Raw genomic sequence first — 26,240 nt, forward strand, 5'->3', positions numbered from 1 at the left:
GCGTCAACTGGCACCAGCGCCGTGTCTAGAGTAAGAGCATGTCTCACAATCCTGGCCGCCGCGCCCGTCTCCGCACCCGCCATTTCGCCCGTGCCAAAGAAAACTCTCAGGCCTTCCCGTGCCTGACGAGCTATGACTGCATGACCGCCGAAATCTTCGATGAAGCCGGGGTCGATCTCCTGCTCGTCGGCGATTCCCTGGCCAACGTGGTGTTGGGCCGCGAAACCACGCTCTCGCTCACGCTCGATGAGATCATTCCGCTGGCCCGCGCGGTGGTTGCATCAACCTCCCGTGCCTTCGTGGTGGTGGATTTACCATTCGGCTCCTATGAAGCCGGCCCCGCCCAGGCGCTCGAGACCGCGGTGCGCGTCATGAAGGAAACCGGCGCGCAGGCCGTGAAGCTCGAGGGCGGTGCGGAGCGCGCACCGATTGTTGCCGCGCTTGTCGCCGCCGGCATCCCGGTCTGCGCCCACATCGGTTTCACACCCCAGCAGGTCCATGCCTTGGGAGGCTTCGTGGTCCAAGGTCGCGGTGCCGGTGCGGAGAAGCTTCACGACGACGCCCGCGCCCTCGCCGAGGCCGGCGCCTTCGCCGTGGTGCTGGAGATGGTCCCGGCCGCGTTGGCTGGGGAGGTGACCAAGGAGCTGCCCATCCCCACCATCGGCATCGGCGCCGGTGCACAGACCGATGGCCAGATTCTGGTGTGGACCGATGCCTTCGGCCTGGGCGGGCCCAAGGCCCCGCGCTTCGTGCGCCGCTACGCAGACCTGCGCGGTGCGCTACTGGAAGGTGCGAAGGAATACGTAGCGGATGTGGACGAGCGCTCCTTCCCCAACGCCGAGGAATCCTTCGAGGACTAGGGTTTTAAGCCATGCAGATCCTGAAAACTAAATCTGAACTCCGCGCCTTCCGCGCCGCAGTTTCCGGCACCGTGGGCTTGGTGCCCACGATGGGCGCGCTTCACGACGGCCACGCTTCCCTCATTCGCCGCGCCCGCGAAGAGAACGACACCGTGGTGTGCTCGGTCTTCGTCAACCCCCTCCAATTCACCGACCTGGGCGACTGCGAAGACTACCGCGCTTACCCGCGCGATCTGGATGCGGATGCCGCGCTGCTGGACTCGCTGGGTGTTGATGCCGTCTTCGCCCCCGGCGTGGAGGAGATGTACCCGGGTGGCACCCCGCGGGTGTGGGTGCGCACGGGTGAAATGGGCTCGGTTTTGGAAGGTGCCTCGCGCCCCGGCCACTTTGACGGCGTGGCCACCGTGGTGAGCAAGCTGTTCAACCTCGTTTCACCGGACCGCGCCTACTTTGGACAGAAGGATGCCCAGCAGGTGGCCATTATTCGGCGCTTGGTAGCGGACCTTGACCTGCCGCTGGAGATCATCAGCGCGCCCATCGTTCGCGCAGCGGACGGCGTGGCCGAGTCCAGCCGCAACGCTCGCCTGAGCCCTGCCGAGCGAGAGCAAGCCGTGGCGCTGTCCCAGGCGCTCTTCGCTCTGCGGGATGGCGCTTCCCTCGAGGAGGCTGAAGCCCAGCTCGCCTCCTCCCCCGGCGTCACGGTGGACTACCTCACCGTGGTGGACCCGGCCACGCTGGAGCCCATTGATGCGCAACACCGGCCCGCCCTGGCGCTGGTGGCGGCGCAGGTGGGGCCGGTGCGGCTCATCGATAACTTGGTGCTTGAGGCTTAGCCCTTGAGCAGGTGGGCTACGGCCTCGCGCTCCTCACGCAGCTCCTGCACAGAGGCCTCGATGCGTTCCTTCTGGAAATCGTTGAGCTCGAGACCCTGAACGATTTCCCACTTGCCGTCGCGGGCGACGGTGGGGAAACCTGCGACGAGGCCCTCGTCCACGCCATAGGAGCCATCGGAGACGACGGCTGCGGTGCGCCAATCCTCGGTGCCGTGGATCCAGTCGTGCATGTGGTCCACTGCCGCAGACGCTGCGGAAGCGGCTGAGGACTTGCCGCGCACAGCAATGATCTCGGCGCCGCGCTTAGCCACCTTCGGAATCATTTCTTCCTTGTACCAGGTCTCATCAACCTCGGCGTTGGAGAAGGTCAGGTCCGGGAACTGGGATGCAGAGTGGTTGCCCCAGACGGCAACCTTGGTCAGCTCCGCGGTGGGCATGCCCGTCTTGAGGGAGACCTGGCTCTGGGTGCGGTTGTGGTCCAGGCGCATGAGCGCGGTGAACTGGCTCGGGTCCAGGTCCGGTGCACTGTTGGCAGCGATATAAGCGTTAGTGTTGGCCGGGTTACCCACGACGAGGACGCGGACATCGCGCGCGGCGACGTCGTTCAGCGCCTTGCCCTGCACGGTAAAGATGGCACCGTTGGCCTCCAGCAGGTCTGCGCGCTCCATGCCCTTGGTGCGCGGGCGGGAGCCCACGAGGAAAGCGGCCTTGGTGTCCTTGAAAGCCACATTCGGATCATCGGTCACGGTGATGCCGCGTACCAGCGGGAATGCGGAATCATGAAGCTCCATGGCCACGCCTTCAGCTGCGCCAATGGCGTCCGGGATTTCCAGCAAAGCCAGCTCCACCGGGGTGTCCTTGCCATAGACATCGCCCGCAGCGATGCGCCACAGCAGGGAGTAAGCGATATTTCCGGCGGCGCCGGTCACGGTAATCTTGACGGGTTGGGAAGCAGTCATGTGTGAATCCTTTCGGCTCGGTACTCACCTTCCCAGCCTAGTCCCGTTTTTCGCCCCCATGGGGTGTAAATTTACCCCCGAAAGATGCGAGTTCTTTGTACTTGAGCTCCATGACCGTCTTTTTTCGGCATAGTGGACAACTGTACGCATATTCATCGACTAGACGGGACTTTCCATGAGCACTGAGACTGCATCGGTCGACTCTGGCTCTGTTGAGCGCGTGATCGATGTTGCGATTGCAGAGTTTGCTGAGCACGGCTATGCCGAGACCAAGCTCGAATCCGTGTCGAAGCTGTCTGGGATGTCCAAGCGCATGATCCACTACTACTTCGGGGACAAGAAGGGCCTCTACCAGCAAGCCTTGGCGGCGGCGGCGCGGCGCCTCAACCCGCCGAAGGGCAGCCTCGAGATCAACTCCGCCGTTCCGGTCGAGGGCGTGCGCACCTTGGTGGATTGGTTGTTCCGCCAGCATGTGGATAACCCTGAGGCCATTCGGATGCTGACGATGGAATCCTCCCACAGTGTGCTGGAGTCCTCGCAGGCGCTTGTCGACGTTTCCGAGATCTCCCTCCACCTAGACCGGCTGCTTATGCTGGGCCAAGATTCCGGCGCGTTCCGCCCAGGCATTTCCGCCAACGACATCTTCACGTTGATTTCTGCGCTCACGATGTACCGGGTGACGAATCACGCGATGATGAGCAACCTGCTCGACATCGACATGCATACCCACAACAACACCGAAGGCCTACACCGCATGGCCGTCGATGCCGTGCTGGCCTTCCTCACAGCGAATATCCCCGACATCGGTTTTGAGTCCTACCTCGCTCAGAACGAAACTGAGCTTGACGCCGAGTCAGCACCCTTGGATGTCTACTCCACCGAGGATGAGGGCGACGCGTCAGCGAGCCTCTACGAATGACGCGCCGGCCTGAGCAAAAGCCCAGGTCACGATCTCACGCCATAGCTAAATGGTCCCACTCATCTGGTCCCTTTGCCTCAGCACGAAGATGGCGGCGTTTTCAGTCCTGAAACGCCATGTAGACAGCACAAAAGGCACCTTCAGTCTTGAAGATGCCCTTTAAGAGATGCCGTTTAAGCGGATTCCTTCGCCTCGTCCGAGTACACGAATTCCGGCTCGCCGCCGTCAGTCACGCAGTCCTTCGTGATGTGGACGCTGGCGATATCCTCACGGTCTGGCAAGTCATACATGATGGGCACGAGCAGCTCCTCCATGATGGCGCGCAGGCCGCGAGCACCGGTCTTGCGCTCGAGTGCGAGTTCGGCGATTGCTTCCAGCGCCGCGTCTTCGAAGTGCAGCTCCGCACCGTCCATGCTGAACAGGCGCTGGTATTGCTTGACCAGAGAGTTCTTTGGCTCCACGAGCACCTTCACCAGCGATTCGCGGTCCAGGTTATCCACCGTGGCAACCACCGGCAGGCGGCCGATGAACTCGGGGATGAGGCCGAACTTCACCAGGTCCTCCGGGCGAACCTGGGAGAAGAAGTCGACTGATTCCTTCTCATCCTTAGTCTCCAGCTTGGCACCGAAGCCCACGCCCTTCTTACCCACGCGCTCCGAAATCACCTTGTCCAAGCCCGCGAACGCGCCGGCCACGATGAAGAGGATGTTGGTCGTATCCAGCTGGATAAATTCCTGGTTCGGGTGTTTGCGCCCGCCCTGCGGCGGAATCGCCGCCACGGTGCCCTCGAGGATCTTCAGCAGCGCCTGCTGCACGCCCTCACCGGACACATCACGCGTAATCGAGGGGTTCTCCGACTTGCGAGAGATCTTATCCACCTCATCGACGTAGATGATGCCGTGCTGCGCGCGCTCCACATCAAAGTCCGCTGCCTGCAGCAGCTTGAGCAGGATGTTCTCGACGTCCTCGCCCACGTAGCCAGCCTCGGTCAGGCTGGTGGCATCCGCGATGGCGAAGGGGACGTCCAGCAGACGCGCCAGGGTCTGCGCCAGGTAGGTCTTACCGGAGCCCGTCGGGCCCAGCATCAAGATGTTGGACTTGGAAATCTCAACTTCTTCATCCTGTGCCTTCTTCCGGCGGCCCTCCAGGCCCGCGGCCTCTTCAGCCTTGATGCGCTTGTAGTGGTTGTAGACCGCCACCGACAACACGCGCTTGGCCTGATCCTGACCAATGACGTACTTATCCAGAAAAGCCGAAATCTCCGAAGGACGCGGAAGGCGCATCTCCTTCTCTTCGTCCGCCTCGGCCTGAGCCGCGCCGAGCTCCTCCTCGATGATTTCGTTGCAGAGCTCGATGCACTCGTCACAAATGTAGACGCCGCCGCCGGCGATAAGCTTCTTCACCTGCTTCTGGCTCTTTCCGCAGAAGGAACACTTGAGCAGGTCAGCGCTTTCTTGCATACGTGCCATGAAGGCCTTTCAACTCTTTTCTCTGGGGCTATGGTGGGGCGATTTTACCGCAGTTTGTTCCACTCTAGTAAACCACTTGGACCCAAGCGCTATTCCGCACGCGACGGCGCGCCACTGAATTTAAAACGGCAGTTAGTAGACATAGACAGAGCGGTTCACTAACTTACATCGAAACCGCTCTATCAGCAGAAAGATTTTCATGGACATCCGCGAACTCATCGACCGCTCCCCCATGGGCGCGCGCCAGTGGCTCATCATCGCCATTGCCCTCTTCCTCAATGCCCTCGACGGTTACGACATGGTCGCCATGGCCTTCGGCGCCGGCACCGTCAGCGAAGAATTCGCGCTGTCCGACTCTTCCCTCGGCTGGCTCCTGTCCGCCGCCCTCATCGGTATCGGCCTTGGCTCGCTCTTCCTCGCCCCGTTGGCTGACCGCCTTGGACGCACCACCCTCATCACGGTCTCGCTCACCATTGACCTCATCGGCCTCGTACTCACCGCCCTCGCGCCTACATTTAGCCTGCTGTTGCTGTGCCGCCTCATCACCGGCATCGGAGTCGGCGGCGTCCTTGTCTGCGTCACCGTGCTCGTCAGCGAATACTCCAACCTGCGCTTCCGCGGCCTGGCCGTCGCCATCTACGCCTCCGGCTATGGCCTCGGTGCCTCCTTCTGCGGCGTTGTCGCCTCCTCCTTCGATACCTGGCAGCCCATATTCTGGGTCGGGGCAGCACTCACCGTTGTCGCCCTTATCCTCACTGTTACCTTCGTCCCCGAGTCCGCCGACTTCCTCGCCGCGCGCGGCCGCATGGATTCTGTCCGTACCATCGCTGCCAAACTCGGCCTCACGGGAGACGTCAGCGTCCGCCCCCCGCACCGCCCACAAGGCCTCCTACAAGGACCTCGTCTCGCCGCAATTCCTGCGCACCTCCATCAAGCTCTGGCTGGCCTTCAGCTTCATCATGTTTGCCTACAACTTCACCTCGCAGTGGACCCCGAAGCTTCTTACCGCCGAGGGCCTTACCGCCCAGCAGGGCATCATCGGCGGCATCATGCTTTCCTTCGGCGGTGCTATCGGCGCCATCCTCTTCGGCCTGTTCACCACGCGCATCGACGCCCGCCCCCTGCTCATCGTCTTCTGTCTTATCTCCTCCGTCGTCCTCGTCGGCTTCATTAACTCCACCGCCGTGCCTTCCCTCATGTTTGCCCTCGGAGTCGGCGTAGGCCTTACCCTCAACGCCTGCATCTCCGGCCTTTACACCGTCACCCCGGAGGCTTACCCTTCGGCGCTGCGCACCACGGGTACGGGCGCTGCCATCGGCATCGCTCGCGTGGGCGCTACCCTCGCCCCCATCCTGGCGGGCTATCTGCTCGAAAGCGGCTGGACCCCAACGGGGCTCTACACCCTCGCCGGCGCTACCGCTGTGTTGGCCGCAATCTCCCTCATCGGTGTGCGCGCCTACACGGCAACCACCAAGCAGACAGCGCCCCAACCCGTGGCGGCCTAGGCTGGAAGGCGCACACAGACCCAACCGCTGAGGAGCACCATATGTTTGACCTTCACGACCAGGTTGCCATCGTCACCGGCGGCGCCGCCGGCATCGGTCGCGGCATCGTTAGCGCCCTGCGCGAAGCAGGCGCCACGGTCATCATCGCGGATCTCAACCTGAAGGCCGCGCAGAAGACCGCCGAGGATCTCGGGGCGGACGCTCTGCTTGTCGACGTCACCTCGCGCGACTCCGTCCGCACCCTCTACAGGGACGTCGTCAAGCGCTATGGCCGCATCGACATCGTCTGCTCCAACGCTGGTGTCTTCCCCAACTGCCCGCTCGAGGACATGACCGACGAGCAGTGGGACACCATGTTCGCCATCAATACGCACGGCACCTTCACCGTGGTGCAGGAAGCGCTGCCCTATATGAAGGAGGCTGGTTACGGGCGCATCGTCATCACGACGTCTATCACCGGCTCGCACACCGGTTACCCAGGCTGGGCGCACTACGGTGCCTCGAAGGCCGCACAACAAGGCTTCATGCGCTCCGCGGCACTGGAAGTTGCCCGTGATGGCATCACCATCAACGGTGTTCTGCCAGGCAACATCCTCACCGAGGGCTTGGAGGGCCAGGGCCAGGAGTACCTCGACCAAATGGCACGCTCCGTCCCCATGCACCGCTTAGGTTCCCCGCGCGATATCGGCAACGCCGCGGCCTTCCTCGCCTCCCGCGAGGCAGGCTACATAACGGGACAGACCATCATCATTGACGGCGGCCAGATCCTGCCTGAGTCCCCGGAGGCTATCCTGCCGCCCTACGAAGCCTAAGCATGGCCGAAGCCCCGCTATCTACTAGACAGCGGGGCTTTAAGCTTGATTACTTAGGCGTTGAGCTTGCGGTAATCAAAGACGGTATCGATGAGACCGTATTCGACGGCTTCCTGCGCGGTGAGGATCTTGTCGCGGTCGGTATCGATGCGCACCTGCTCCGCAGTGCGGCCGGTGTGCTCAGCCAGGGTCTCCTCCATGAGGCGGCGCATGCGCTCGATCTCGTTGGCCTCGATCTCAAGGTCCGACACCTGGCCCTGCGTGCCCTGCGTACGCGGCTGGTGAATCAGCACGCGAGAGTTCGGCAGAGCGGCGCGCTTGCCCGGAGCACCGGCTGCCAGCAGCACGGCGGCAGCGGAAGCAGCCTGGCCCAGGCAGACGGTCTGCACGTCAGGACGCACGTAGCGCATCGTGTCGTAGATGGCCATCAGCGCGGTGAAGGAGCCACCCGGGGAGTTGATGTACATCGTGATGTCGCGGTCCGGATCCTGGGATTCCAGGACCAGCAGCTGCGCCATGATGTCGTTAGCAGAGGTGTCATCGACTTGGGTGCCCAGGAAGATGATGCGCTCTTCAAAAAGCTTGGAATACGGGTTGGTGGTCTTCGATCCCTGTGCGTTCTGCTCAATGAACTCCGGCAGAACGTAGCGGGAAGAAGGCATCTGAAGGTTAGACATAGTGATAAAGCTCCTTGTTCCCTAGTTGGTGATAGGACCGTTGACGGACTCGATGACGTGGTCGACGATGCCGTATTCCTTGGCCTGCTGGGCGGTAAACCAGCGGTCGCGGTCCGAATCGTTAGTAATTTGCTCGAAGGTCTGGCCCGTGTGCTCAGCGATGAGCTCCGCCATCTCACGCTTGGTCTGCGCGAACTGCTCCGCCTGGATGGCAATGTCTGCAGCAGTACCGCCAACACCGGCAGAAGGCTGGTGCATCATAATGCGGGCGTGCGGCAGCGCGTAGCGCTTGCCCTTGGTGCCGCCTGACAGCAGGAACTGGCCCATCGAGGCAGCCAGGCCCATGCCATAGGTAGCCACGTCGCACGGCGAGTACTTCATCGTGTCGTAGATGGCCATGCCCGCGGTAACGGAGCCACCCGGGGAGTTGATGTAGAGCGAAATGTCGCGCGTGGGGTCCTCTGCGGACAGCAAGAGGATCTGGGCGCACAGCTTGTTCGCAATCTCATCATCAACCTGGGTTCCCAGGAAAATAATACGCTCGCGCAAAAGGCGCTCATAGACGCTATCACCCAGGTTCATACCCGTTGAGGATGAGTCCATGGAAATATTCTCAGACATTAGTGGTTCTCCTTGAAGTGAAGAATGCTTTAACTGGCCCCACCTTACCGGCATTCCTCTCAAACTTGGCCTCTGTTCGCTATAAGCGTTGGGGCACAGCGCCAAAGGCACATACGGAAGCTGGGTTAACATTTACTCATGTCTGTTTCCGAGCTGTCCACCAGTACCCAGAACTACTTGAAAGCTATCTGGGGACTAAAGGAATGGTCATCCGAGCCCGTTACCGCCACACTTATAGCGAAACAGCTGGGACTCAAGCTCTCCTCGGTTTCCGATGCAGTGCGCAAAATGTCGAAGCAAGGGCTCGTGTCACACACGCCCTATGGCTCTGTGGAGTTAACCGAACTTGGCAGGCAGTACGCATTGGTCATGGTGCGCCGCCACCGATTGCTTGAGTCTTTTTTGGTTCAAGCATTGGACTACACCTGGGACGAAGTCCATAATGAAGCCGAAAATCTCGAACACGCGGTGTCCGACATGCTCATAGAACGTGTGGATAAGTTCCTTGATTACCCCACTAGGGATCCGCACGGCGATCCTATCCCTACGGTTGATGGACAGATCACAATCCCCAGTGCGCACCGTCTCACCGACAGCGGTGCACAACCGCAAGTGACCGTGGAACGCATTTCTGATTCCGACCCAGAACTGCTGAAGTTCCTTGAAGAGTGCGGCATTGTCACTGGGGCTGTTCTTAGCACGCGCGAGGGAGCGCCCTTTTCAGACTCTCTCGAGATACAGGTGGCCGGCAGCTCTCAGTGGGTAGTACTTGGACGCCCAGCTACCGACGCAGTGTTTGTAGCACACCACAGCCTTTAGGCCTCCCCCCACTTGCATTAATCCAGCTCTCACCTGCCGTTTTAAAAACTACGTCTTACCGTAGTTGCAACTACGCCATCGCGTAGTTAGTCTTTTCGAATATCACCTATCCCACTTATGGCTAAGGCCAGGATGAGCAGGATTGCCATGTCAGACTCACCAGATTTGGTGTACTTTTCCAGCGTTTCTGAGAACACAAAAAGATTCGTCGAACGCTTAGATAGACCCGCGGTGCGCATTCCACTGCGCCCCAAGAAAACCGGGATGATCCAGGTTTCACACCCGTACGTACTCATCGTTCCCACCTACGGTGGCGGTTCGCTCAAACGCGCAGTCCCCAAACAGGTCATCGACTTCCTCAATGACCCAATCAACCGCTCCTTTATCCGGGGCGTTATCACCTCAGGGAATACCAACTTTGGAAGTGCCTACTGCGTCGCCGGACGCATCATTTCCGCCAAGTGCCGCGTACCGGAGCTGTATCACTTCGAGCTTCTCGGCACCCAGAAGGACATTGCCACCGTAAAGCAGGGCCTTCAAAAGTTTTGGGAGCAGCAAAAGCAGCTAACGATGACACCCCATTAATCCCCCACAAGATGAAGAACACATCCGCATCACACAGATTGGAAAACACAATGTGGCCTCTCGATGCCACCCCCACACAACCTAATGGCACTACGCCCCGCACCGTTTCAGCAGACAATGCCGGCGGTGTCGGCAAGCGCAAAAGCTACCACGCACTCAACGCGCAGCTGAACTTGTTCGACGCTTCTGGAAAAATCCAGTTTGACAAGGACATTCAGGCAGCACAAGACTATGTCACGCACCATGTCGCTCCCCGCATGCATCAGTTCGATTCCACCACGCAACGCTTGGAATGGTTGGTTGATAACGAGTACTACGAGCGGGATTTCCTTGAGCTTTATGATGACGCCTTTCTGTGCGCCATGTACGACAGAGCACACCAAGCTAAACACCAGTTCCGCACCTTCCTCGGCGCATTTAAGTTCTTTACTTCATATGCACTGAAAACCTTTGATGGCTCCCGATTCCTAGAAGGCTACGAAGAACGTGTCGCCACCACAGCTTTATACCTTGCACAGGGCGACGAAGAGCTCGCAGAAAAGCTGGTGGATGACATCATGACCGGACGCTTCCAGCCCGCCACCCCTACTTTTCTCAACGCAGGCAAAGCCCAGCGTGGCGAAATGGTCTCCTGCTTCCTCCTGCGAATCGAAGACAATTTGGAGAGCATTGGCCGCAGCGTGAACTCTGCACTGCAACTATCAAAACGCGGTGGTGGAGTGGCCTTGTTGCTGAGCAATCTGCGCGAATCCGGAGCCCCGATCAAAAAGATTGAGAACCAGGCTTCCGGCGTAGTCCCAGTCATGAAGATTCTCGAAGATAGCTTCAGCTATGCCAACCAATTGGGCGCCCGGCAGGGCGCTGGAGCCGTCTACCTGCATGCGCACCATCCAGATATTCTTCGCTTTCTGGATACCAAGCGGGAAAATGCCGATGAGAAAGTCCGCATCAAGACTCTTTCGCTGGGGGTTGTTATTCCAGATATAACCTTCCGGCTGGCCAAAGAGAACAAGGATATGCATCTTTTTAGCCCGTATGACATCGCTCACGAGTACGGCGTAGCCATGTCTGACATGTCCATCACCGAGTACTACGACGAGTTGGTTGCCAATCCGCGAATTTCTCACACGACCATTAAGGCCCGCGAGTTTTTCACCACGCTGGCTGAGCTTCAGTTTGAATCCGGATACCCCTACATCCTCTTTGAGGATACGGTCAACCGCGCTAATCCCCTCAAAGGACATATCAATATGTCCAACCTGTGTAGTGAAATCCTCCAGGTCAACACGCCATCGACCTACGGAGCCTCGGGTGACTACACCACCGTTGGCCAGGATATTTCCTGCAATCTAGGTTCGCTCAACATTGCGAAAGCTTTTGAATCACCGGACTTTGGGGAGACCGTCGAAACCGCAGTGCGAGCCCTCACGAAGGTTTCAGACCTGACGAATATCGAAGCTGTTCCTTCCATCGCTCACGGAAATGCTTCCATGCATGCCATTGGTCTGGGCCAAATGAATCTCCACGGCTTCCTTGCTTCACAGCGTATTCCTTATGGCTGCGCCGAGGCACTGGACTTTACAAATATTTATTTCCTCACGGTGACCTACCATGCGCTCCGCGCATCCCATGCACTCGCGGTTGAAAAAGGTCAACGATTCACAGGCTTCGAAGAATCCACCTATGCCACTGGCGCCTACTTTGACAAATACATCGACAAAGACTGGGTGCCAGCCACTGAACACGTAAAACAGCTCTTCCATGAAGCAGGCGTGCAGATTCCTCAACGCGAGGATTGGCTACGGCTCAAGAAACAAGTGATGCAAGACGGCATCTACAACGCCTACTTGCAGGCAGTTCCACCCACTGGATCAATTTCCTACATCAATGACTCCACCGCGTCCATCCACCCGATTGCCTCCAAGATTGAAATTCGCAAGGAGGGCCGCTTGGGGCGTGTGTACTACCCCGCGCCGGAAATGACCAACGACAACCTGGAGTATTTCGATGACTCCTACGCCGTGGGATACAAAAAAATCATCGACACCTACGCCATGGCCACCCAACACGTGGACCAAGGACTTTCCCTGACCTTGTTCTTTACCGCTGATACCACCACGCGGGACATCAACAAGGCACAAATATATGCCTGGAAAGCCGGTATCAAGACCCTCTACTACATCCGTTTACGCCAATCCGCGCTCCGAGGAACCGAGGTCGAAGGCTGCGTCTCCTGTGCTTTGTAGGAGCACGGTCCTCCCCTTGTCCACAACCATCCACTCAGAAAGAAAGAAGCTATGTCTTCAACATCGAATAGTGCTGAACTAACCAGCATTTCAGTTACTCCGCCGAGCTACCGGCATGATCCTTCAGCCCGCATCCGCGCCATCAATTGGAATCGGGTGAGCGATGATAAGGATCTTGAAGTGTGGAACCGTCTCACCGCCAACTTTTGGTTGCCAGAGAAGGTCCCGCTTTCTAACGATCTCCCGGCGTGGCAGAAGATGACGCCCGAGGAACGCAACCTCACCATGCGGGTGTTCACGGGACTCACCACCCTGGATACTGTCCAGGCCACTGTGGGAGAAATCTGTCAGATTCAAGATGCCCGCACCGAACACGAGGAGGCCGTGTATACCAACATCGCCTTCATGCAGTCAGTCCATGCCCGTTCTTACTCTTCAGTGTTTTCTACCCTGAGCAGTACAAAGGAAATTGATGAAGCATACCGCTGGGCGGTGAATAACGACCTTCTCCAGGCACGCGCCAAGAAAGTGCTCGCGCACTATTTTGGGCCGGATCCACTCAAACGCAAGGTGTCATCGACGCTGCTTTCCTCGCTGCTTCTCTACGCGGGTTTCTATCTTCCCTTGCACTTTTCTGTCCACGCCACCCTGACAAATACGGCAGACATGATTCGCCTCATTCTGCGTGACAAGGCAGTGCACGGCTACTACTCGGGTTACAAATATCAGCGCGGTCTTGAATCCACGACCCCGCTACGGCAGAAGGAGATGCATGATTTCACCATTTCTTTGCTCGAAGAGCTTTATGCACTAGAGCTGGACTATTCCGGCGAGCTATATGAGCCTTTGGGACTCATGGATGATGTAGCCGTGTTCGTTCGCTATAACGCCAATAAGGCGCTCATGAATTTGGGCTACCCGGATTATTTCCCGCCCGAAGAAACGGAAGTGAACCCAGAAATCCTCGCCGCCCTAGCCCCCGGAGCAGATGAGAACCATGACTTCTTCTCTGGATCTGGTTCCTCCTATGTCATTGGTACTGCTGAAGAAACGAGTGATGATGACTGGGATTTCTAAACCTTTTCCGCGACCGGACCAAGGAAGCTGGCTTGAGACCATCGCGCTGTTTGAAGCCATCCGCGAAGGAAACCAACCCGCAGCCATGCGGCTGTTGAATACATCCGCCGCACGAGAGGCCGTCCTCGGGGGGCTTCTAGGACTCATCGAACTGTACTTCCGCCATGAAGAAGGAGACAAAGTAGATGGCTTCCTCACCGCCGCCCACGCTGCCGGCCCACCACCGGCCTTTGGCTGCAAGCCTTTTCTCCCTTGACCACGTCTCCCTACACCCAACTGAGAAAGAAGGTTTACCATGACCATCCCACGTATCAGCGTAATCGTCGGCAGCCTGCGCCGAGAGTCATGTGCACGCAAGATTGCACACGAGGTGCTCACGATGATCCCTGAAGACTACGAGGCAAACATCGTGGAAATCCGTGACTTGCCGCTCTATGACTTCGACTACGATGACCCCGCCGTCACGGACAAGCCCACTCCGGCTGAGTACACCAGCTTTCGCGAGACCATCAAGAACTCGAGCGGGATCCTCTTCATTACGCCCGAGAACAACCGCACTATCCCTGCCTGCCTCAAAAACGCAGTGGACATCGGCTCTAAACCCAACTCAGATGTGGCGTGGAAGAACCTTCCCGCAGGTATCATTAGCCACTCTGTAGGCCGCATGGGCGGCTACAGTTCACAGAAGAACCTTCGCCTCGCCCTGTCCTACTTCGATATGCCGCTTCCTGGTCAGCCCGAAGTATTTCTGGGTCAATCCCCCACGCTTTTCGAAGAGTCCGGACATCTCAATGAACGCACCGCAGACTTTGTCAAGGATTACGTTATGCGATTCCTGCAGCTAACCGACAAGGCCTTTAGAGCCAAGAACGGCTAGCGGTATCCCCAGCCAACACCCATCACGCCCTCTACGAAGTACTCAAAGACTCCTAGAGGGCGTTCACAATGACACAAACCCCGGATTCAGGCTCATCCTTGAGTTACCTGAATCCGGGGTTTCACGCGCGCACGCCACCACACATGTGGCAGCGGCACATTACAAGCGGGAGATTACTTCTCCTCGGAAGCCTCAGCCTCGTCCTCGTCGATCTCACCGAAGTACTGGTCAACATCAACCTTGTTGCCGGCCTCGTCGGTGACCTCGGCGCGGCAGATAGCCGTAGCCAGGGCCTTGCCGCGGCGAACGTCGGAGAACAGGTTACCCAGCTGGTTGCTGGACTGCAGCTGCTGGATGAACTGGTTCGGGTCCATGCCGTAGGACTGAGCGGTGAACAGAATGTGGTCGGTCAGCTCCTGCTGAGACACCTCCGGCTCCTCAACCTCAGCCAGTGCGTCCAGGAAGAGCTGGGTGCGGACAGATTCCTCAGCGGACTTGCGAGCATCAGCGTCGAACTCCTCGCGGGTCGTTCCCTGTGCCTCAAGCAGCTGGGCCAGCGCCTTCTCGTCGTGAGCCATCTGGCCCAGGATCTGATGCAGCTGAGCGTGAACCTGCTCATCAACGATGGAGGACGGCAGCTCGAAGGAAACCTCAGCCAGAGCGGCCTTCAGGACCTCATCGCGGATAGCGGCAGCCTGCTCAGACTTCTTGGTCTCCTCGACGCGGGTCTTGGTATCCTCGCGCAGCTCGTCGATGGTGTCAAACTCGGAGGCCATCTGTGCGAACTCGTCGTCGAGATCCGGCAGCTTGCGCTCCTTGGTCTGCTGGACGTGGACCTTCACGGTGGCCTCTTCGCCCTCGTGCTCACCGGACTGGATAGTGGTGGTGAACTCGTTGTCCTCGTCGGTCTTCATGCCGCGCAGTGCGGTGTCGAGGCCCTTAATCAGGTTGTCGTCACCGATGCGATAGGTCATCCCCTCGTGGGAAGCCTCCTCCAGCTTGGTGCCATCAACCTCGGTAGTGATGTCGATGACAGCGAAATCACCGGTCTTCATCTTGCGCTTGGTGTCCTTGAGCTCACCGAAGCGGGAAGCCAGGTCCTCGAGGGCCTTGTCGACGTCTTCATCGCCGATCTCGAGCGCCGGCACCTTGACGGAAATCTTGGAGAAGTCCGGCACCTCGAACTCGGGGCGGATATCTACCTCAGCGGTGAACTCGACAAAATCGTTGTCCTCCAGCTTGGCAATGTCGATCTCCGGCTGACCAATGACCTTGAGATCGTTTTCGGTAACAGCCTGCTCGTAGCGGGACGGCAACATGTCATTGACTACCTGCTCGAGGATGGGGCCACGACCAAAGCGGGCGTCGATAAGCTGGCGCGGTGCCTTGCCCTTACGGAAACCCGGGATGGAAACCTGCTGCGCGATCGCCGCGTAGGCCTGATCGATTTCCTTGTCCAGCTCAGCGAACGGAACGTTGACGGTGAGCTTGACGCGGGTATCGCTCAGCTTGTCTACGGTGGTCTTCACGAGAAACTCTCCTGATTGTGATCGTTTAAAGATGTAATTAAGGGGCCTGGATGTACGTCCAGGCCCCCATACGTCGGGGCGACAGGATTTGAACCTGCGACCCCCTGCTCCCAAAGCAGGTGCGCTACCAAGCTGCGCCACGCCCCGTATGGAAAGCCTCTGCGCCCGGAAGTTCCGCACGCAGCTGCGCTTCATACTGGGGCTAGTGTACCGATAGGCGCTTAGCTATCCCAACACCGGCCCCAATTTAACTTCATTCGTGCATGTCAGAGGCGCTTTTATTCTTTAGAAGTCGAAGTCAAAATCAAACATTCCACCATCGCCTCCGTCACCGCCAAAGAGGCCATCGAAGAAGCCGCCATCGTCGCCTCCTCCGACATCGCCAGCGCCCATATCACCGGCTCCGTCCATGGCACCGCCGTCCATGCCATCAGCGCCGCCGAGGTCTCCACCCCAGTCGCCGCTTTCAGCCGCCGCGGCGGAGTAGCCCACTCCCGCCATGCCGGCGAACATGGCGTTAAACATCATGGAGTAGCCCACCATCCACACGCCGGTGGTCAACGCATCGGCCCACCACGGGCGGGAGTACCAACCGGCCGGGACCGGGCGTCCAGCCACGACACCACCCGGGTAGTAGTTGGGGGTTTCTGCGGATGCGCTTGGCGACGCCGTCAGCGTCTCCCCATTGGCCTCCACCGTGCGGGTCTCCGTCACCTTGCCGGCCTGGCGCTGACCTTCCAGCGGCGGCAGCTCAGGACCCGGGTCCATGCCCATAATCTCGCGGCGGCCGCAACATAGTAAAGACCCTCCAGCGCAGATTCGCGCGCTAGGTGCGCTTGCTTGACCGTCGTGGCCTGGGAAATCGCGGAGTTAGCGGCGGTAAAACGCTCGGACGCATCCGCCATGGCCTGCTGGGAGGCGGTGTCCGTTCCGCTTAAGTTCATGACCTGGCCACCAAGGCGCTCGGTCCAGCGGCGCGCATCCGCCATCGCGTCCTCAAAACGCTGGGATTCACGCAGCTCTTGCTGCTTCTTCCCGTTGCGCGAGGACAGGAACCATGCGCCGCCACCGACGACGAGGATAAGGAGCAATAACGAGCTCACGAAAGCACCACTTTCATCTCAGAGTTGAATTGCGTGTTGAACCATGTGTTGTTTTGCTTGTACACCTACTCAAAGTAACGCGCTTTACCCCGCTTAAGTTCCCATTTTCCTTTCAGCGACCACGTGCGCTAAAGTAATCGGCACGCCGATTCAACGGCTTTCAAAGTCAAGGCCTTGAAAGTTGAAGATTGCCGGTTGTGGGAATGTCGTATAGTGGCTAATACCTCAGCCTTCCAAGCTGAAGACGCGGGTTCGATTCCCGTCATTCCCTCCAAGAAAAGCTGCACTGAGTACCTCTTTTAGGTAGCCGGTGCAGCTTTAGTCGTTTTCGCACCCGCTGGGGATGACCGCTCGGATTGCCGCCGCATCATGCCTGGCAATGCATCTTTTCTGTCAGAATGCGCCGCCCCTACGTAGAGTGGGCCGCATGACTGTACCCAATATTGAACTCAACGACGGCAACACCATCCCCCAGCTCGGCTACGGCGTCTTCAAAGTAGACCCCGACAAGACCGAGGAACTGGTCCTCGAAGCCCTCAAGGTGGGCTACCGCCACATCGATACCGCTGCCATCTACGGCAACGAGGAAGGTGTGGGCCGCGCGATTGCCAAGTCCGGCATCCCGCGCGAGGAGCTGTTCATCACCACGAAGCTGTGGAATGACCGCCAGACTGATGCGGCCGCAGCTCTCGACGAGTCCTTGGAGAAGCTAGGTCTCGATTACGTGGACCTCTACCTCATCCACTGGCCCTGCCCAGATAACGGCCACTACGTCGAGGCATGGAAGCAGCTCATTGAACTAAAGAAGGCCGGCAAGGCCAAGTCCATCGGTGTTTCCAACTTCGAACTCGAGCACCTGGACCAGCTGGAAACCGAGACTGATGAGACCCCCGTGGTCAACCAGGTGGAGCTGCACCCCTACCTACAGCGCTGGCGTGAGCTCGATGCCTTCCGCGCCCACCAGGTGCACATCGAAGCCTGGGGCCCATTGGGCCAGGGCAAGACGGATCTCTTCGAGCAGCCGGAAATCACCGAGCCTGCCGAGAAATACGGCGTTTCCCCCGCTCAAGTGATCATCCGCTGGCACCTGCAAAATGGCGTCATCGTGTTCCCGAAGTCCGAAAACCCGGAGCGCATCGCGCAGAACTTCGATGTATTCGGCTTCGAACTCGATGAATCCGAGATGGCTGCGATTACTGATCTTGACCTCGGGGAAGAGGGCCGCGGCGGCACTCACCCCAAGGACATGAACTAAGCTTCCGGAAGCTCCGGCGGAATGTTGGTGCGCTCGTACTCGGCAAGAATGTCGATGCGGCGCTGGTGGCGCTCGGCACGGGACCATTCCTGATCCAGGAAGGCGTCCACGATGGCGAGTGCTTCCTCCTCGGAGTGCATGCGGCCGCCGATGCCGATGAGCTGAGCATTGTTGTGCTCACGGGCCAGGCGTGCGGTCTCCGGGGACCACGCCAGGGCGCAGCGCGCGCCCTTCACCTTGTTAGCGGCAATCTGCTCACCGTTGCCGGAACCGCCGAGCACGATGCCGAGCGAGCCCGGATCGTTGACGGTCCGCAGCGCGGCCTCAATGCAAAATGCCGGGTAGTCATCCTCGGCGTCGTACTCATGGGCACCGCAGTCAATGACGTCGTGGCCCTGCTTCTTCAGGTGCTCGGCGATGATGTTCTTCATCTCGAACCCTGCGTGGTCTGCTCCTAAATAAACGCGCATGGCCCACATCCTACCGGCCTGTGGGCCATCCCACGCACTAAACCTGCGGGGATTCGGTGCGGGAGCGCTTGAGCTCGAAGAAGTACGGGAACTGGGCTAGGCGCACGGAGGCGTCGAAAAGCTCGCCTGCTTCCTCGCCGGTGGGAACGCGCGTAATGACCGGGCCGAAGAAAGCGGTATCGCCGAACTTCACCACTGGGGTACCGACCTCGTCGCCGACCTCGGAAATGCCACGGTTGTGGAACTCGGTCAGTTTCTCATCCATCTCCTCGGTGTTAGCCACGGAGGCGAAGTCGGCAGGGAGGGAGGCGTCGTCAAGCGCCTGCTTAATGATGTCATCGTAGGCACCGTACCCCTTCTTGCCGCCCTGGCCTTCCGTGTGGATGCGGGTGCCCATGGCGGTGTAGAAGGCGTCGACCTTGTCCGGGGCCTCCACAGCAATCTTGGCTGCCACACGGGCGGGACCCCAGTTGGCTTCCATCATCTTCATGTACTCCGGGTCCAAGTCGCGGCCCTTGTTGAGCACCGACAGGGACATCGGCTGGAAGGTCACCTCGATATCGCGGACCTTCTCTACTTCCTTAATCCAACGCGAGGTCAACCACGCGAACGGGCAGGAGCAGTCGAACCAGAACGTAACTTGTTGAGCCATAGTAAATCTCCTTTGCTTGTGTAGTCTGTGGCACCCCACCCTAGGCGTGTGACTACGCTGGTGCAGAGACTTTAGGTACCGAGAAAGAGGAGAGACAGTACATGACCTCGATTAACCTCACCCGCGAGGAAGCCCAACAGCGCTCCGGCATGCTGGAGGTAAGCCACTATGACGTTGCCCTCGACCTCACCGGGGAGGAGTTTTTCACCTCCACCACGGTGGTGACATTCCGGGTGAAGGAAGCTGGCTCCACATTTATTGACTTGCGCGGTGACGAGCTTCTCGAGATCCGCCTCAACGGCGCTCCCCTGCCCACCAGTGCTTATGACCCGACGTACGGGATCCCGCTGTCGGGTTTGCAGGTGGCGGAGTATGAGCTGAAGGTCGTGGCGAAAATCCGCTATTCACGCACCGGCGAGGGCCTGCACCGCTTCGTTGACCCGGTCGACGGCGAGGCTTACCTCTACACCCAGTTCGAGACTGCCGACGCCAAACGCGTCTTCGCCTGCTTTGACCAGCCGGATTTGAAGGCTACGTACTCGCTGGCTTTTGAGGTCCCAGAGCACTGGACGGTGATTACCAACTCCCCCATCAGGCGTTCAGGCAACACCGTGCGCGCGGCGGTGGATTACCCGCTGTCGACGTACCTGATTGCCCTGTGTGCGGGCCCATATGTGGGCGTGACGGATACGTGGACCGGCACCTTGGCGGAGCACCCGGAGGGCTCGCCTGCTAAAACCGTTGAGGTGCCGCTGGGTATTTATTGCCGCCCCTCGCTGCTGGATTCGCTCGACGCAGAGCGTCTGTTCACGGAGACCAAGCAGGGCTTTGATTTCTACCACCGCAACTTCGGCTTTGCTTACCCCTTTGGCAAGTATGACCAGATTTTCGTTCCGGAGTTCAACGCCGGCGCAATGGAGAACGCCGGCTGCGTGACCATCCGCGACGAGTGTGTTTTTACGTCGCAAGCCTCGCACTACAAGTATGAGCGCGCGCGGACACCATTCTGCACGAGCTGGCGCACATGTGGTTCGGCGACCTCGTGACCATGCAGTGGTGGGATGACCTGTGGCTCAACGAGTCCTTCGCCACCTGGTCGGCGGCGATTTCCCAGGCGGAGGAGACCCAGTACGACACCGCGTGGGTGACCTTTGCCAACGTGGAGAAGGCGTGGGCCTACCAGCAGGACCAGCTGCCCACGACGCACCCGATTTCCACGGATGCTTCTGACATTGAGACCGTGGAGCAGAACTTCGACGGCATCACCTACGCCAAGGGCGCGTCGGTGCTGAAGCAGTTGCAGGCGTACGTGGGCCGCGAGAATTTCTTCGCTGGCGTGCGCCGCCACTTCCAGGAGCACCAGTGGGCCAACGCTACTTTCGGGGATTTGCTGCGCCACCTGGAGGAGGCCTCGGGGCGCGACCTGTCCTTCTGGGCACAGCAGTGGCTGAAGAGCACGGGCGTGAACACTCTGGGTGTGGCGTTGGAGACGGACGAGTCCGGCACCATCACACAGGCCTATCTCACCCAACGTGGCGATACTCTGCGCACCCACCGCGTCGCCGTCGGCGTCTACGCCCTGCAAGGAGAGAAGGTGGTGCGCACCGAGCGCATCGAGATGGATATCGATGGCGCCTTTACCGAGATTCCGGAACTCATTGGCCGCAAGCAGGCGGACATCGACTTTGTGCTGCCTAACGACGATGACCTGACCTACTGCCTCATCGAGCTGGACGCCGGTTCCCTGCAGTTCCTGCAGGAGAATATCGACAAGTTCGAGGACCCCATGGCCCGCACTTTGTGCTGGTCCACCGCCTGGGAGATGACCCGGGCAGGTACCATGCGCGCCCGCGATTTCGTGGCGCTTGTCGCCCGCGGCGCGGCGGCGGAGACCGAGCTCGCCGTGCTGGAGCGCATCCTCTCCCAGGCCGCAACGGCCCAGTCCACCTATGCGGACCCCGAGTGGGCAAAGGAGGATACGCAGCTTGCCGACGCCCTCCTTGACGGCGCCCGCTCCGACAACACTGAGCGCTCCATCGTCTTCACCCAGGTCCTGTCCGGCATCAGGCTTCACGACGCCTCCCGCGCATTCTTCCAGGATCTCCTTGAGGCTTCCTCGGATGCGGGCCTGCGCTGGAAGGCGCTCACCGCGCTCATCGCCGATGGCTCGCTTGCCGACGTCACCGGTCCCGAGGCCGCCGGCGCCGCCATGACGGCGGTGGCTGAGGAACTCAAGCGCGATAACACCGCGACGGGCTACCAGGCCTCGCTTAAGGCGTTGGCTGCCGTAAACACCGAGGACAACAAGCGCGCGGTGTGGGACGAGATTGTCGCCGGTGAACTGGGCAACCGCGACTTGGAGTCGAAGCTAGCGGGCCTGACTTTCGTGGGTTCCGATGAACTCCTGCCGAGTGCTGAGTTCTTCGACGTGGCGGAAAAGATTTGGTCCGCGCAGTCCAACGAGATTGCCTTGACCACGGTGACCGGGTTGTTCCCGCGCTGGGATGTCAGCCAGGAAACCCTCGACCGTGCCGATGAGTTCCTCTCCCGCGACCTGGCCGGTGGCCTGCGTCGCGCCGTGACCGAGCAGCGTGACCGCCTCGCCCGCGCCCTGCGCAACCGCGCCGTCGACCGCGGTTAACACCGCGTCTAGCCCCTCCCTGAGGGGCTTTTCTCGTTCCAACTCCACGCCCGCCACGCGCGGCCATGACCAAACCGCACTCCTCACCATGCCAGCGCCGCGCGCCGATGAGGCCTGCGTTCGCCCCGCACCGTTCCAGCGACTTATCCCCTGTTGCACGTTCACCACACCACCTGAGCTGGTTGTTTGTTCCTCCGGTTGCGGGGTGCAGAGACCTGTTTTAGTCTCTGTGCCCATGGGGGATATCGAAACCTACCTCCGCCTTCGCAACTCGGGGATTGCGCTGGTGGAGCATATACCTGGCTCACCCGATGAGCTCCGCGCGCTCGGCGCCGACCCAGCCGATGCTGCCGAGCTGTCACAGCTACACCAGGTGTACTTCGGCCCCACCCGCTATACGGGCAAGCAAAAGAAGGCACGTGCAGCCGCCCTTGCCCAACGCCACAGCCTGGGCACCCTCACACTCATCGAAACCTACGTTTCAAAAGTAAAGAAAACCCTCGACGCCTGGAACCTCAGAACAAGACTCGCCGCCACACCCGCACACCGCATCCGCCAGGTCGCCACCGCACGGCTTAAAGAACTCACACGTAAAAGAACCGCCAAACCAGGCGTACGCATCACCTACAGAGCCGAAGGGCCTAACACGCTCTCCATTACTGACGATGCCACCACGATTGCCAACATGCGCGCAGTCCTTGAATCCACCAACACCGACCTGCTTCAAGCCGCCAACGACGTCTTCTTCAACCAAGAAACAGCCGGCACCAAGCCTTCCGTGCGCACCCAAGTCATCGTCACGTTGAACGAACTCGACCAGATCATCAACGGCGACGGGGACGAGATCGAACTCAACCTGACCAACGGTGGGCGCATGACAGGGGCGGAATTCCTCACCCACAAGTTTGCCGAAATCGGGTACGCCACCATCGTGCATCCCATCGAAGGCCCCATCAACACCTGGCGGCTCGAGCGTGGGGCAAACTTCAACCAACGCCTTACCCTGCACGCTGAATTCCACACCTGTTCTAGGCCTGGGTGTAATAAGCCAGCTGATTACTGCCAAATCCATCACCTCATCCCTTGGCAGGCTGGTGGCTACACCAACATCAAGAACCTGACGTTTTTGTGCGCCTACCACAACGGCATTAATGACGATGACCCTTTAAGGCCTACCGGGCGCGGCTACATGTACCGCTTGAACACCGGAGTCAGCTTCATCCCACCCTGGGGCACACCAATTACCGCAATGCCCGAATACCAAGAAGCCATCGCCAGACTCAACGCCGAGAAAGCAGCCACAAAGACACAAGCCACAGCGCCAGCCCAACCCCCGGACCCACCACCCGACAGCAGCTAACCCCCAACCACTCGAAGCCCAGAAAAGGAAAAGCGCCGGTAACCTGCAACAAAGGCGCTCCCGATAGAAGAACCCGTCAGACAAAGCCATGCTGACGGGCATATCGGCGATCCCAGGTTGCGCTTCACTCGACGCCGGATGCAGCAGGAGCAGCCACGGAAGAACCCCTTAAGCCCTTAAAGAACGAAACCCGCCAACCGGATGGTGGGTGGCGGGTTGCCTGGCGTGCGCATTCGCATTTCCGGGCGAGGCAGAACGCATGGAGCCCTCGCTGGTTTCTAGTCGAGGGTCGGCGTGGGGTCCTCGCCGATGACTACCTCCACCGTGACCGCATCAGGACGCAGGGTCTCCTCCAGCTGAGCGGCTACGAGGCCGCCCTCTGCTTTGACGGTTCGCGTAATGCGCAAGACCGGTTGGTTGCGTCCAACGCCCAGGGCTTTCTGCTCCTCCGTGCGCGCGGTCGCGGCCACGAGGGAATCCCGCTTAAACACGGGCACCAGGTCAAGCTCCGTCAATAGTTCAGTCAGCGGCTTCTGCATTTCCTCTTCCGTGAGGTGCGGTGCCAAGGCCTGCGGGATAAGAAGCGTGGAGACCATGATGGGCGATCCTTCAGTCATCTGTACCGTGCGGCATTCCCACACGGCATCGCCTTCTTCAATCCCAAAGGTGGAGGCAAGATGGCCCGGAGTTTCAATCAACGCCAACGACAGCACCCGCACCTCAACCTCAAGACCATGCTCCCGTAATTGGTCAAGCGCGCTGCGCCCGCTCGTCAGGCTCAACGTCGGCGGGGTGGCACGCACGAAGGTGCCACCGGTGCGCCCGCGCTTGCGATCGATGAGCCCCTCGATCTGGACGATGTCCAAGGCGTGGCGCACCGTCATGCGCGCCACCTTGTATTCCTGGACTAACTCCCGCTCCGTGGGGAAGCGATCACCCGGCTTCAGTTCGCCGGATTCAATCTTGCTCCGCAGCGAATCCGCGATCACCAAATAGGCGGGGCGGCGACGTTGAGAGGTGGACACGCCTCATCACTGTACCGTGCGCTGCGTTTTTCGCATCTTGAGAGAAAATGCGGCTCCTACTTGCGCTGGTTTAGCTCAATGCGTGGGCGCACGCGGATCTCAGTCAGCTGCGTCGTCGGGCCAGCGTCAACGGTGGCACGGATAGCCTTCGCCACCTCGACCGGGGCGATGACGTGCTCTGGGTTGTAGTCCTGCAGCCCCTGCAGCATCGGGGTATCCGTCGGGCCCGGCGCGACGGTAGACACGCGGATGCCGAGCTCGCCGAGGCGGAGGCCGTCGGCAAGCGCGTACAAAGCGTGCTTCGTGGCGGCGTAAATGACGTTGTCACCATATGAGTGGATGCCGGCACCGGAGTTGACGAAGACCGCAAGCCCTTCCGCCGCGCGCAGCGCAGGCAGCAGCAGGCGGGTCAGCTCGGCGGGAACGTGCACGTTGAGGTCCATCTGCGCACGCCAATCCTCAGGGCTAGCGCTTTCTACCGAGCGCTTGTCCGCCCGGGCCGCTGCGTGAACGAGCACGTCGACGCGCTCCAGTTCAGAAAGCTCGGAGGGAAGCGGTGAGCCGTCGAGAAGCGACAGCAAGTCGATTTCCACCGGCACGATGTTATCCGCCTCCGGCAGCTCCCCGGCGCGCCGACCTAGTGCATACACGCGGTGGTCCCGGGCAAGGTCCTTGATGATCTCCGCGCCCATTCCACCCGTCGCACCAGTTACAACGGCAGTCTTCAACATGGTTGTTCCTCCTTCTCGTTAGCGGAAGCGCTTCGGCACATCCGGCTCCCCCAGCGTCAGCATCAGGCGGTTGGCCCAGTTGAAGAACGCGGTGGAGTTGATGACATCGATGATGGCTAGGGTATCGAATCCCACGGCCTCGAGGCGCTCAACGTGGGAGGCGTCGAAGGCAAAAGGCGACTCGGTCAGCGCCAAGGCGACATCGCGGATGGCGGACCACTGCGCCGAGCCCAGGTCAGCGGAAACGCCTTCTTCGAGCAAACGGTCAATCGCCACGGCGCCGCCGCCCTCTTCCTTCGCGCGCTGCTGGTGCACCGACGCGCAGTACTCGCAACCGTTGAGGCGCGAGACCACCGTGGCGGCCAGCTCACGCTCGGCGCGGCCGAGGCCGCCGTCGGTGTTGTAGAAGATGTCCAGGTCCGTGAGCGTGCGCGCCTTGAGCGCTGCCGGGTCGCGGGCGAGCAGGCGGAAGTACTCCATGTCGATGCGCTCGGGCTTAATCAGCGCATCGCGCTGCGCGTCCGTGAACTCCTCCTTCGGCTGCGGCGGCACCCACGGCTTCCAGCCCAGCGAGTGCGCCACGAAGCCCTGCGGCTTGGCGACGTCCGGCACCAACGTCCCCTCCCCCGGCACCCACTCCGGGGTCTGGGTGGGACGCGGCGCCTCAGTCACGGGCGTGGGCTGCGCGGTACCGGCAAGCACGGAGAGGCCGTGCACCACGCGCAGCTGGAAGGACAGGAAGCTGACCAGCTGCGCCAGCGTCACGATGTCGTCGTTAGACCAGCCGGCCGCCTGCAGGTGACCAATCGCGGCCGGGGAGGCGTCCTTGGGGTGGAAGACCAGCAGGTGGGCGAAGTCAAGGGCGGCGGCGAGGCGCGGTGGGCCCTCGAAAAGCGTGAAACCGCCCTCGATGTACGGGCCGGTGGTGATGCCGTGCTCTACAGCGTGGGCTATCGCGGCGGCGAGCTCCTCCGACTCCTCCGCCAGCAGGTCAGAATAAAAGGCGACGGCAGGAGCCGCCTGATACACGCCTGCAACGAAGGTGGCGATGGCGTAGCGCTCCGCATAGCTGAACGTGCCGGGCGCTGAAGGCTCGAGGAGCGCGGCGAAGGAGGCCTGTGCGTTCTCCTTTGCTTCGGGCCGGCGCTCACGCAGCTGAGCCACATCTCCCTCAACACCCGCCAACAGGTTAATGATGTCTGCCATGAATGAATC

23 protein-coding genes, 2 tRNA genes and 3 pseudogenes are annotated in these 26,240 nt (G+C 60.1%); 16 read left to right on the forward strand and 12 right to left on the reverse strand.

What is annotated here, in order from left to right; genetic code table 11:
- The first annotated feature begins 38 nt into the window (after nt 1-38).
- Together panB and panC are read left to right on the forward strand one after the other, a co-directional pair.
- Complete coding sequence (gene panB / locus FME68_RS02350) at nt 39-860, forward strand: 3-methyl-2-oxobutanoate hydroxymethyltransferase (protein WP_158395772.1); 822 nt, start codon at nt 39-41, stop codon at nt 858-860.
- Between the two features lie 11 nt (nt 861-871).
- Nucleotides 872-1,693: a pantoate--beta-alanine ligase gene (gene panC / locus FME68_RS02355; RefSeq protein ID WP_158395774.1), complete on the forward strand. Its 822-nt coding sequence runs from the start codon at nt 872-874 to the stop codon at nt 1,691-1,693.
- Here the strand turns inward: panC and FME68_RS02360 are convergent.
- Nucleotides 1,690-2,652, reverse strand: a complete 963-nt coding sequence (locus FME68_RS02360) for a malate dehydrogenase (protein ID WP_070517916.1) — start codon at nt 2,650-2,652, stop codon at nt 1,690-1,692. The genes panC and FME68_RS02360 overlap by 4 nt on opposite strands.
- Nucleotides 2,653-2,827: 175 nt before the next feature.
- Here FME68_RS02360 and FME68_RS02365 point away from each other — a divergent pair, with 175 nt between their 5' ends.
- Nucleotides 2,828-3,571, forward strand: coding sequence for a TetR/AcrR family transcriptional regulator (locus FME68_RS02365; RefSeq protein ID WP_158395776.1), 744 nt, complete (start codon nt 2,828-2,830; stop codon nt 3,569-3,571).
- 173 nt (nt 3,572-3,744) lie between these two features.
- On the opposite strand, the gene clpX is transcribed toward FME68_RS02365, so the two are convergent.
- Entirely contained in the window at nt 3,745-5,040 is a 1,296-nt protein-coding gene (clpX, locus tag FME68_RS02370) for an ATP-dependent Clp protease ATP-binding subunit ClpX (RefSeq protein WP_046648969.1), read from the reverse strand.
- Between the two features lie 307 nt (nt 5,041-5,347).
- Between clpX and FME68_RS13155 the strand changes: the two are divergent.
- The 3 genes and pseudogenes from FME68_RS13155 to fabG all read left to right on the forward strand — a co-directional run.
- Nucleotides 5,348-5,821 (forward strand): annotated as a pseudogene (locus FME68_RS13155) (MFS transporter); the annotation flags it as partial.
- Nucleotides 5,822-5,999: 178 nt separating this feature from the next.
- Complete coding sequence (locus FME68_RS13160) at nt 6,000-6,545, forward strand: MFS transporter (protein ID WP_230308859.1); 546 nt, start codon at nt 6,000-6,002, stop codon at nt 6,543-6,545.
- Nucleotides 6,546-6,586: 41 nt separating this feature from the next.
- Entirely contained in the window at nt 6,587-7,357 is a 771-nt protein-coding gene (gene fabG / locus FME68_RS02380; protein WP_158395778.1) for a 3-oxoacyl-ACP reductase FabG, read from the forward strand.
- A 53-nt stretch (nt 7,358-7,410) separates the two neighbouring features.
- Here the strand turns inward: fabG and FME68_RS02385 are convergent, their stop codons facing one another.
- Both FME68_RS02385 and FME68_RS02390 read right to left on the reverse strand, forming a co-directional pair.
- The gene (locus tag FME68_RS02385; protein ID WP_070447792.1) at nt 7,411-8,034 is read right to left on the reverse strand and encodes an ATP-dependent Clp protease proteolytic subunit; all 624 of its coding nucleotides are present in this window, start codon (nt 8,032-8,034) and stop codon (nt 7,411-7,413) included.
- Between the two features lie 21 nt (nt 8,035-8,055).
- Nucleotides 8,056-8,655, reverse strand: a complete 600-nt coding sequence (locus FME68_RS02390) for an ATP-dependent Clp protease proteolytic subunit (RefSeq protein ID WP_158395780.1) — start codon at nt 8,653-8,655, stop codon at nt 8,056-8,058.
- 138 nt (nt 8,656-8,793) lie between these two features.
- On the opposite strand from FME68_RS02390, the gene FME68_RS13390 reads away from it, so the two are divergent.
- The 6 genes from FME68_RS13390 (at nt 8,794) to FME68_RS02420 (ending at nt 14,259) form a co-directional block, all read left to right on the forward strand.
- On the forward strand, nt 8,794-9,474 hold the full coding sequence (locus FME68_RS13390) for a metal-dependent transcriptional regulator (protein ID WP_158395782.1): 681 nt from the start codon (nt 8,794-8,796) through the stop codon (nt 9,472-9,474).
- 117 nt (nt 9,475-9,591) lie between these two features.
- Nucleotides 9,592-10,059 (forward strand): class Ib ribonucleoside-diphosphate reductase assembly flavoprotein NrdI, encoded by a 468-nt coding sequence (nrdI, locus tag FME68_RS02400; RefSeq protein ID WP_158395784.1) that lies wholly within the window; start codon nt 9,592-9,594, stop codon nt 10,057-10,059.
- 50 nt (nt 10,060-10,109) lie between these two features.
- Nucleotides 10,110-12,305 carry a class 1b ribonucleoside-diphosphate reductase subunit alpha gene (gene nrdE / locus FME68_RS02405; protein WP_158395905.1) on the forward strand — a complete coding sequence of 732 codons (2,196 nt, stop codon included), beginning with the start codon at nt 10,110-10,112 and terminating at the stop codon, nt 12,303-12,305.
- A gap of 51 nt (nt 12,306-12,356) precedes the next feature.
- Nucleotides 12,357-13,382 (forward strand): class 1b ribonucleoside-diphosphate reductase subunit beta, encoded by a 1,026-nt coding sequence (nrdF, locus tag FME68_RS02410; protein WP_023020918.1) that lies wholly within the window; start codon nt 12,357-12,359, stop codon nt 13,380-13,382.
- Nucleotides 13,366-13,638, forward strand: coding sequence for a hypothetical protein (locus FME68_RS02415; protein ID WP_034655492.1), 273 nt, complete (start codon nt 13,366-13,368; stop codon nt 13,636-13,638). The genes nrdF and FME68_RS02415 overlap by 17 nt, the downstream gene beginning before the upstream one ends.
- 39 nt (nt 13,639-13,677) lie before the next feature.
- A complete protein-coding gene (locus FME68_RS02420) occupies nt 13,678-14,259 on the forward strand; it encodes an NADPH-dependent FMN reductase (RefSeq protein ID WP_158395786.1) in 582 nt (193 codons plus the stop codon).
- A gap of 173 nt (nt 14,260-14,432) precedes the next feature.
- Here FME68_RS02420 and tig read toward each other — a convergent pair whose 3' ends face one another.
- The 3 genes and pseudogenes from tig to FME68_RS02435 all read right to left on the reverse strand — a co-directional run bounded on the left by tig (nt 14,433) and on the right by FME68_RS02435 (nt 16,891).
- Nucleotides 14,433-15,788 carry a trigger factor gene (tig, locus tag FME68_RS02425; protein WP_070546361.1) on the reverse strand — a complete coding sequence of 452 codons (1,356 nt, stop codon included), beginning with the start codon at nt 15,786-15,788 and terminating at the stop codon, nt 14,433-14,435.
- Between the two features lie 73 nt (nt 15,789-15,861).
- Nucleotides 15,862-15,935: transfer RNA gene (locus tag FME68_RS02430), tRNA-Pro, on the reverse strand.
- 138 nt (nt 15,936-16,073) lie between these two features.
- Nucleotides 16,074-16,891, reverse strand: a pseudogene (locus tag FME68_RS02435) (DUF1542 domain-containing protein).
- Nucleotides 16,892-17,090: 199 nt separating this feature from the next.
- Here FME68_RS02435 and FME68_RS02440 point away from each other — a divergent pair.
- Nucleotides 17,091-17,165, forward strand: a tRNA-Gly gene (locus tag FME68_RS02440).
- Nucleotides 17,166-17,318: 153 nt separating this feature from the next.
- Nucleotides 17,319-18,146, forward strand: coding sequence for an aldo/keto reductase (locus tag FME68_RS02445; protein ID WP_158395788.1), 828 nt, complete (start codon nt 17,319-17,321; stop codon nt 18,144-18,146).
- Here the strand turns inward: FME68_RS02445 and FME68_RS02450 are convergent.
- Both FME68_RS02450 and FME68_RS02455 read right to left on the reverse strand, forming a co-directional pair.
- Nucleotides 18,143-18,616, reverse strand: a complete 474-nt coding sequence (locus FME68_RS02450) for a ribose-5-phosphate isomerase (protein WP_046647313.1) — start codon at nt 18,614-18,616, stop codon at nt 18,143-18,145. The two genes, FME68_RS02445 and FME68_RS02450, sit on opposite strands and share 4 nt — an antisense overlap.
- A gap of 37 nt (nt 18,617-18,653) precedes the next feature.
- Complete coding sequence (locus FME68_RS02455) at nt 18,654-19,268, reverse strand: mycothiol-dependent nitroreductase Rv2466c family protein (protein ID WP_158395790.1); 615 nt, start codon at nt 19,266-19,268, stop codon at nt 18,654-18,656.
- 101 nt (nt 19,269-19,369) lie between these two features.
- On the opposite strand from FME68_RS02455, the pseudogene pepN reads away from it, so the two are divergent.
- Both pepN and FME68_RS02465 read left to right on the forward strand, forming a co-directional pair.
- A pseudogene (gene pepN, locus FME68_RS02460) lies at nt 19,370-21,909 on the forward strand (aminopeptidase N).
- Between the two features lie 235 nt (nt 21,910-22,144).
- Nucleotides 22,145-23,269, forward strand: coding sequence for an HNH endonuclease signature motif containing protein (locus tag FME68_RS02465; protein WP_158395792.1), 1,125 nt, complete (start codon nt 22,145-22,147; stop codon nt 23,267-23,269).
- 278 nt (nt 23,270-23,547) lie between these two features.
- On the opposite strand, the gene FME68_RS02470 is transcribed toward FME68_RS02465, so the two are convergent.
- The 3 genes from FME68_RS02470 to FME68_RS02480 are packed head-to-tail and all read right to left on the reverse strand — an operon-like array spanning nt 23,548 to nt 26,231.
- Nucleotides 23,548-24,294 (reverse strand): GntR family transcriptional regulator, encoded by a 747-nt coding sequence (locus FME68_RS02470; protein WP_328287688.1) that lies wholly within the window; start codon nt 24,292-24,294, stop codon nt 23,548-23,550.
- 56 nt (nt 24,295-24,350) lie between these two features.
- Nucleotides 24,351-25,025, reverse strand: coding sequence for an SDR family oxidoreductase (locus FME68_RS02475; RefSeq protein ID WP_158395794.1), 675 nt, complete (start codon nt 25,023-25,025; stop codon nt 24,351-24,353).
- An 18-nt stretch (nt 25,026-25,043) separates the two neighbouring features.
- Complete coding sequence (locus FME68_RS02480) at nt 25,044-26,231, reverse strand: alkylhydroperoxidase domain protein (protein ID WP_158395795.1); 1,188 nt, start codon at nt 26,229-26,231, stop codon at nt 25,044-25,046.
- Nucleotides 26,232-26,240: the final 9 nt, after the last annotated feature.

The sequence above is a fragment of the Corynebacterium hiratae genome (assembly GCF_009708045.1).
Classification (GTDB): domain Bacteria; phylum Actinomycetota; class Actinomycetes; order Mycobacteriales; family Mycobacteriaceae; genus Corynebacterium; species Corynebacterium hiratae.

Coding starts and splice junctions, on each gene's coding strand:
- FME68_RS02415 (WP_034655492.1), top strand. CDS start 13,366: ATGACTGGGATTTCTAAACCTTTTCCGCGACCGGACCAAGGAAGCTGG.
- FME68_RS02365 (WP_158395776.1), top strand. CDS start 2,828: ATGAGCACTGAGACTGCATCGGTCGACTCTGGCTCTGTTGAGCGCGTG.
- FME68_RS13390 (WP_158395782.1), top strand. CDS start 8,794: ATGTCTGTTTCCGAGCTGTCCACCAGTACCCAGAACTACTTGAAAGCT.
- FME68_RS02420 (WP_158395786.1), top strand. CDS start 13,678: ATGACCATCCCACGTATCAGCGTAATCGTCGGCAGCCTGCGCCGAGAG.
- FME68_RS13160 (WP_230308859.1), top strand. CDS start 6,000: ATGTTTGCCTACAACTTCACCTCGCAGTGGACCCCGAAGCTTCTTACC.
- FME68_RS02390 (WP_158395780.1), bottom strand. CDS start 8,655: ATGTCTGAGAATATTTCCATGGACTCATCCTCAACGGGTATGAACCTG.
- nrdF (WP_023020918.1), top strand. CDS start 12,357: ATGTCTTCAACATCGAATAGTGCTGAACTAACCAGCATTTCAGTTACT.
- clpX (WP_046648969.1), bottom strand. CDS start 5,040: ATGGCACGTATGCAAGAAAGCGCTGACCTGCTCAAGTGTTCCTTCTGC.
- FME68_RS02455 (WP_158395790.1), bottom strand. CDS start 19,268: ATGGCTCAACAAGTTACGTTCTGGTTCGACTGCTCCTGCCCGTTCGCG.
- nrdE (WP_158395905.1), top strand. CDS start 10,110: ATGTGGCCTCTCGATGCCACCCCCACACAACCTAATGGCACTACGCCC.
- FME68_RS02385 (WP_070447792.1), bottom strand. CDS start 8,034: ATGTCTAACCTTCAGATGCCTTCTTCCCGCTACGTTCTGCCGGAGTTC.
- panC (WP_158395774.1), top strand. CDS start 872: ATGCAGATCCTGAAAACTAAATCTGAACTCCGCGCCTTCCGCGCCGCA.
- fabG (WP_158395778.1), top strand. CDS start 6,587: ATGTTTGACCTTCACGACCAGGTTGCCATCGTCACCGGCGGCGCCGCC.
- panB (WP_158395772.1), top strand. CDS start 39: ATGTCTCACAATCCTGGCCGCCGCGCCCGTCTCCGCACCCGCCATTTC.
- FME68_RS02475 (WP_158395794.1), bottom strand. CDS start 25,025: ATGTTGAAGACTGCCGTTGTAACTGGTGCGACGGGTGGAATGGGCGCG.
- FME68_RS02450 (WP_046647313.1), bottom strand. CDS start 18,616: ATGCGCGTTTATTTAGGAGCAGACCACGCAGGGTTCGAGATGAAGAAC.
- FME68_RS02360 (WP_070517916.1), bottom strand. CDS start 2,652: ATGACTGCTTCCCAACCCGTCAAGATTACCGTGACCGGCGCCGCCGGA.
- nrdI (WP_158395784.1), top strand. CDS start 9,592: ATGGCTAAGGCCAGGATGAGCAGGATTGCCATGTCAGACTCACCAGAT.
- FME68_RS02465 (WP_158395792.1), top strand. CDS start 22,145: ATGGGGGATATCGAAACCTACCTCCGCCTTCGCAACTCGGGGATTGCG.
- FME68_RS02445 (WP_158395788.1), top strand. CDS start 17,319: ATGACTGTACCCAATATTGAACTCAACGACGGCAACACCATCCCCCAG.
- FME68_RS02480 (WP_158395795.1), bottom strand. CDS start 26,231: ATGGCAGACATCATTAACCTGTTGGCGGGTGTTGAGGGAGATGTGGCT.